Genomic DNA, 4,725 nt, shown 5'->3' on the forward strand with positions numbered 1-4,725 from the left:
GATAGCTGAATGAATTCGGGTACCTCGATCGCCATGCCCAAGCGATTAATCGCGGTTTGGGTTAGCTCGATCGCCTCACTCACCATCGTCTGGGCGCTCTGAACATCGGTTGCACGAATCTGACTATTTAACAGTCGTGCGTTGCTCTGCTGAAGTTCAGCCGATGCGGTTTCCAGCGCGTCTTGCGCCTCGGTTGCCAGCGTCCGAACCGCTGCCACAACGATCGCCTGCAGCTGGTGCGACTCTAGGCGCTGCGGCTTTGTAGACAGTTGGCTGATGCTAAGGAGCGCCAGTTCACGAGCAATTCGACGAGCTTGCATGGGGACAGAAAATGACAGAACAGAGTGAGCGCTGAGCGGTGTCGCCCAGTAATCTTAACAAGTTTTCGCGGACCCCAGAGGGTGCGGAAAACCCAATTAGTCCTTGTCCAACACCAGCGCCTGTCAGCTCTGCTCCACAAACGGGTCCAGCACACGCTTTCCGGTTGGCGTTGATAGCGGCGGCATTACGGTGGAGTCCGGACTGACGATGCCGCCAGAAATCACGACTTTAAAGGCGTCCTCGATCGGCATTGCTAGATTAATCACCGCCTCTTCAGGCACAACCGCATACCAACCTGTGGTGGGATTTGGCGTTGTCGGAATAAACACGCCCAGCATCGGACCGGAAAAGTGCGCCTGGAACTCGCCGCTAATCACTCCGGTAACAAAGCCCAACGACCACACGCCTGGTCGGGGATACTCGACCAGCACCACACGACGAAACTTGCTGCCAGAGTCTTTCAACAGAGTCTCTAAAAGCTGTTTCAGGGTTTTGTAGACGGCTCCCGCCAGCGGAATCGCTTGCAGAATCTGCTCTCCGACATCCAGCAGCCAGCGTCCGGCAATGTTCCGCGCCATTAACCCAATCAGCAAAATGCACAGCAGCGGAACGGCAAATCCGACGGCTAGATTCAGCAAATTGACCAGGATTGGATTTAGTCCAACGAAGGGACTTAACTGCTTGGGAATGCGAGTTAAAAAGTCAATTACCCACCTTGCTACCGTAATCGTCAGCCAAATCGTAGTTGCTAGCGGAATTACCACGAGCAGCCCTGCGATCAGGTCGTTTTTTAAGTCTTGCTTGAAGCGTTGGAGCACAGGTAGACTACTCTCCTTATGTGGCTGCGATCGAGCTGATTCCGAGCGTTCGTGGCTGAGTTGGCGATGGAATTAAGGCAGCCTGATAGATTGCCCTGCCATTGATTGCGCTCCAAGGCGGAGTTTTCGCGATCCCAACAGCAATGATAGATACGCCTATCTTAAATTTTTAAGACTTGTAACGACATCTGTAAAGGAGTGTTGCAAAAACTACTCCGACAGCAGAGTGCTGTTGCCTTATCTTAACCATCTTCGTCTACCTGTAAGGGGTCCCTATTCTGCTACTGCCCGACTGTCCTTAGCCGGGGATCGTCTGCTTTATGAGACTATCCTAGGGCGAGTTGGTATCAGGATTGACATTAATTTTTTGCAGCAGGCTGATTTGAAGCAACGCTATTTTTACGTCGCCCTAACCAGGTTCCATCAGCCTGCCAGAGGCCGTTACAGGTTAAGCGTGTACCAACCAGACGGGTTTTGACTCCGCTCAACCCTGTTCACTGGTGCGTTGTCTTCATGCAAGTTCCTTAGCTGCGCAGCGATCGACGCAGCCCAGTCCAGCCAATCAAGGCATAGGCACTTGCTAGCAGCAGGCTTCCCAGGCTAATTCGCATTCCTACCCGGGTCGAGTTGCTGCGAATCTGGCTTTCGACTTCCTGCCTGCGATTGCGGATCTCCGTCAGCTTTTGATTTCGCTGCGGACCAATCTGCGCTTCCAGCGCCTTCGGGTCAGATTTTAGCTTTCGCAGCCGCTCTTGCTGCTGCTGCGCCTGTGCCAACTGATCGCCCTGTACCTGTCCGCTCTTGATTGCCTGATCAATAAAGCCCAACTGCTGATCTAACTGCTGCTGCACCTGTGCGTCGAGGTCTTTTTCTGCCCGCGATGCTTCATCGGCAACGCGCTTCACTTCGGCAGCAGATGCCGAATTGGCTGCCCCAATATTAAGCGGGATGAAGGCCAGAAACATGGCTCCTAGAAGACTGGCAAGGAGCAGCGCGGCTAATTTTAAGCCCTGCGAAGACCCCTCTTGCTCAGAGGTGGCGCTGTCTACCCAAATTCCCGTGAACAACAGCGCAAAGCCAATCAGTGGCACAAAGCCTCGATCGACCAACTGCGTGGTAAACGTTAACATCCACTGGCTATCCTGAAACTTCGCCGCCGACAGTAGCACTGCTATATCCAGTAGGTACAGCAGAATCAAAACAACGCCGACGACTTTAAGGACGAAGGCAGCAACGGGCGGAACGGTGGGGGATTTCATGGCGTAGAGTTTGGGTGTCTCAGCAAAGAGCAAGGGAAATTGCGTTATCAGTTTCTTATGGTAGACCACGGCGTGAACCCTGTTCCCAAGACTCCTGAATCCTGAAAATTTCCTTTTTACTGCTATGTGCTGCGTCCCTAGCCCCTATTGTGAATAGCAACCCCTCAGTTTGGTGGACAAGATGAACAGAACCGTGGAAGTGCTACCGGATTCAACTGCGCTGATTCAGCGATCGCTCGAACTTGTGCTGGCGCGCATGCAAGCGGCGATTGCCGAGCGGGGACGCTGCACGATCGCGCTGTCTGGCGGCAGCACCCCCAAACCTCTGTACGAGCAGATTGCTGCCCAAAATCTTCCGTGGGAGCTGGTTCACGCCTTTTGGGGGGACGAGCGCTACGTGCCAGCCGACCATCCCGACAGCAACCAAAAAATGGCACGACAAGCGTGGCTGGACGCCGTGCCAATTCCGCCGGAGAACATTCACCCGATGCCAACGGATGAGGCTGACCCCGCGATCGCGGCTGACAAGTACGAAGCCGAGTTGCAGGCGTTCTTCCAGGTTGCTCCCGGTGAGTTTCCAACGCTCGACATTATGCTGCAGGGGATGGGGGACGATGGGCATACGGCGTCGCTGTTTCCCCACACGCCTGCCTTGGCGGTGCACGATCGTCTCGTTACCGTGGGCAGCAAAGATGGTCAGCCCCGCATCACGTTTACTGCACCGCTGATCAATCACGCTCGCACCGTTCTGTTTGTCGTTGCTGGCGCCAGCAAGCGATCGGCGCTAGCGCACGTCTTTGCTCCGGTTGACGATGATGCGACCTATCCTTCCCGCTTAATTCAGCCGTCCGGCGAACACATCTGGCTGCTAGACCAAGCAGCCGGACAAGATCTGTAATGACGGCTTAGCAAAGCACAGTTCGTTTTAATCAACCCCTAACGAATCCATCGCGACGAACCCCTAACCGCAGTAGACTGAGGATTGAGGAGTAATTCTGTAAAGCGAAGCGCCATGATCGTTTGCCCAAATTGCAATCATCAGAATCCGGATGGAGCCGTTCAGTGTGAATCGTGCTACACACCGCTGCCTGCAACCGCCGCCTGCCCGAACTGTGGCTCAACGATTCAGACTGATGCCAGCTTCTGCGGTCAGTGTGGCTCTAACCTACGGACATCAAACGTTGCTGTTGAGGCTGCCGCACCCCCTGCTGTAGCAATTCCTGCGTCACCGGATATTCCTGCGCTGATTCCTCCCGATCCGCTGGTTCTGCCAGAGCCGCTGATGGCGAATCCAGCGGCGGCTTCGGAAAACGCAGTGCCCTTTCCTGATTCCGTTCCACCTCCGGTGCCTGCGCCTTCGATCGTCCCAGAACCTCCAAGCAGCATTGGAACGCCCCCTCCTCCTCCCCCACCTGCGACTGGAAACTCTCGAACTCAGCTTCAGCAGCAGGCTGCGCAGCTGCTTCACGTACAAACAGATACGATCGTAGAGCTACCGCAAACGCTTTCTGTGATTCACATTGGCAAGCCCAACGATCGTATTCCACCAGACGTGGATGTGTCTGGGTACCCCAACTCCGAGATTGTGTCGCGAATTCATGCCGATATTCGGATTGAAGGCGATGCGTTCTACATCGAAGACGTGGGTAGCTCGAATGGCACCTATATCAACAATTCGCCTTTGCCGATGGGAAATCGTCATCGACTAAGATCGGGTGATCGGATCAGTCTGGGCAAGGGTGACAAAGTAACATTTCTCTTTCAACTTTCGTAAGATTGGTGGGCAATTTGCGCTAGTTTAGTGGGCAAGCTAACTTCCGCTGCTGCGTTGGAGCTAACCGAAACGGCTCTGTAGTTCTGCTTGAAACCTCGTCAGGCTCTTTGTTGCCAGTGTGATTACTCTCACCCTTCTGCATCCAGTCCAATCGACTCCGGTTCAAAGCTGGACATTTGAGCACGAGCCGATTATTCGGATTGGGCGATCGACCGATAATCACGTCATTCTCTATAGTGCAGTTGTGTCCCGGCATCACGTAGAGCTGCGGCAAGTCAATTCCCATTGGGAGATTTTCAATCTAGGCACCAATGGAATGTACGTCAACGGCAAGCAGGTAATGCAGGCTGTGGTTGAAGATGGCGTGGTGATTCGACTCGCGCGATCGGGTCCCAACGTTCAGATTCATTTGAAGGCGGTTTCTGCAGAAGGATTTGCTGGAGAAACGACTCTGGCGCAGCGGATTCGTTCAAAAATGGCATCTGCCACAACTGATCCAACCGCGAAAGAGCCGATCGAAGCGACGGAGCCGACCACCTCGCTGCCGCTGACC

At 54.2% G+C, this 4,725-nt stretch carries 5 protein-coding genes and 1 pseudogene; 3 read left to right on the forward strand and 3 right to left on the reverse strand.

What is annotated here, in order from left to right; all coding sequences use genetic code 11:
- The 3 genes and pseudogenes from nusB to H6F43_RS14875 form a co-directional block, all read right to left on the reverse strand.
- Nucleotides 1-320: pseudogene (nusB, locus tag H6F43_RS14865) on the reverse strand (N utilization substance protein B); the annotation flags it as partial.
- A gap of 123 nt (nt 321-443) precedes the next feature.
- The gene (locus H6F43_RS14870; protein WP_190343515.1) at nt 444-1,139 is read right to left on the reverse strand and encodes a DUF502 domain-containing protein; all 696 of its coding nucleotides are present in this window, start codon (nt 1,137-1,139) and stop codon (nt 444-446) included.
- Nucleotides 1,140-1,663: 524 nt separating this feature from the next.
- Complete coding sequence (locus H6F43_RS14875) at nt 1,664-2,398, reverse strand: HpsJ family protein (protein WP_190343516.1); 735 nt, start codon at nt 2,396-2,398, stop codon at nt 1,664-1,666.
- Between the two features lie 181 nt (nt 2,399-2,579).
- On the opposite strand from H6F43_RS14875, the gene pgl reads away from it, so the two are divergent.
- From pgl to H6F43_RS14890, 3 genes are all read left to right on the forward strand, one after another.
- Nucleotides 2,580-3,296, forward strand: coding sequence for a 6-phosphogluconolactonase (pgl, locus tag H6F43_RS14880; RefSeq protein ID WP_190343517.1), 717 nt, complete (start codon nt 2,580-2,582; stop codon nt 3,294-3,296).
- A gap of 114 nt (nt 3,297-3,410) precedes the next feature.
- Nucleotides 3,411-4,172: an FHA domain-containing protein gene (locus tag H6F43_RS14885; RefSeq protein ID WP_190343519.1), complete on the forward strand. Its 762-nt coding sequence runs from the start codon at nt 3,411-3,413 to the stop codon at nt 4,170-4,172.
- A 118-nt stretch (nt 4,173-4,290) separates the two neighbouring features.
- Nucleotides 4,291-4,725, forward strand: a 435-nt coding sequence (locus H6F43_RS14890; protein WP_190343518.1) for an FHA domain-containing protein, incomplete at its 3' end; no start/stop codon positions are given.

The organism is Leptolyngbya sp. FACHB-36 (assembly GCF_014695955.1).
GTDB lineage: Bacteria > Cyanobacteriota > Cyanobacteriia > Leptolyngbyales > Leptolyngbyaceae > FACHB-36.

What these genes read in the sequence shown, in the direction of transcription:
- H6F43_RS14875 (WP_190343516.1), bottom strand. Translation starts at nt 2,398, where the DNA reads ATGAAATCCCCCACCGTTCCGCCCGTTGCTGCCTTCGTCCTTAAAGTC.
- H6F43_RS14885 (WP_190343519.1), top strand. Translation starts at nt 3,411, where the DNA reads ATGATCGTTTGCCCAAATTGCAATCATCAGAATCCGGATGGAGCCGTT.
- pgl (WP_190343517.1), top strand. Translation starts at nt 2,580, where the DNA reads ATGAACAGAACCGTGGAAGTGCTACCGGATTCAACTGCGCTGATTCAG.